General features: G+C 71.6%; 1 protein-coding gene. It reads left to right on the top strand.

From position 1 onward, the window contains the following. Positions 1-443, top strand: a 443-nt coding sequence (locus G3I78_RS48505) for a lytic transglycosylase domain-containing protein (protein WP_164437022.1), incomplete at both ends; no start/stop codon positions are given.

Below are 443 nucleotides of genomic sequence, written 5' to 3'. Positions count from 1 at the left end.
AGTGGGGCAACCTCTGCCCCGCCATCAACCCGGCCCTCCTCGCCGCGCAGCTCTATTCCGAGAGCGGCTGGAACCCGAGCGCCGTGAGCCCGGCGGACGCGCGCGGCATCGCGCAGTTCATCCCGGGCACCTGGGCGGGCCACGGCATCGACGGGGACGGGGACGGGGACCGCGACATCTGGGACCCGAGCGACGCGATCCCGTCGGCGGCCTCGTACGACTGCGAACTCGCCAAGGACGTGGCGAGCGTGCCGGGTGACGCGACGTCCAACATGCTGGCCGCCTACAACGCGGGCGCGTACGCGGTCATCAAGTACGGCGGGGTGCCGCCGTACCGGGAGACGCAGGGCTACGTGAAGACGATCACGACCCTCGCCAAGAGTTTCGCCCGTCCCGTCGGGCGGGTCGCGCCCTCCCAACAGGCCGCCGGTGCCATCTACTTC

The sequence above is a fragment of the Streptomyces sp. SID13726 genome, from assembly GCF_010548375.1.
Classification (GTDB): Bacteria; Actinomycetota; Actinomycetes; order Streptomycetales; family Streptomycetaceae; genus Streptomyces.
This window is presented reverse-complemented; position numbering and strand designations above follow the sequence as displayed.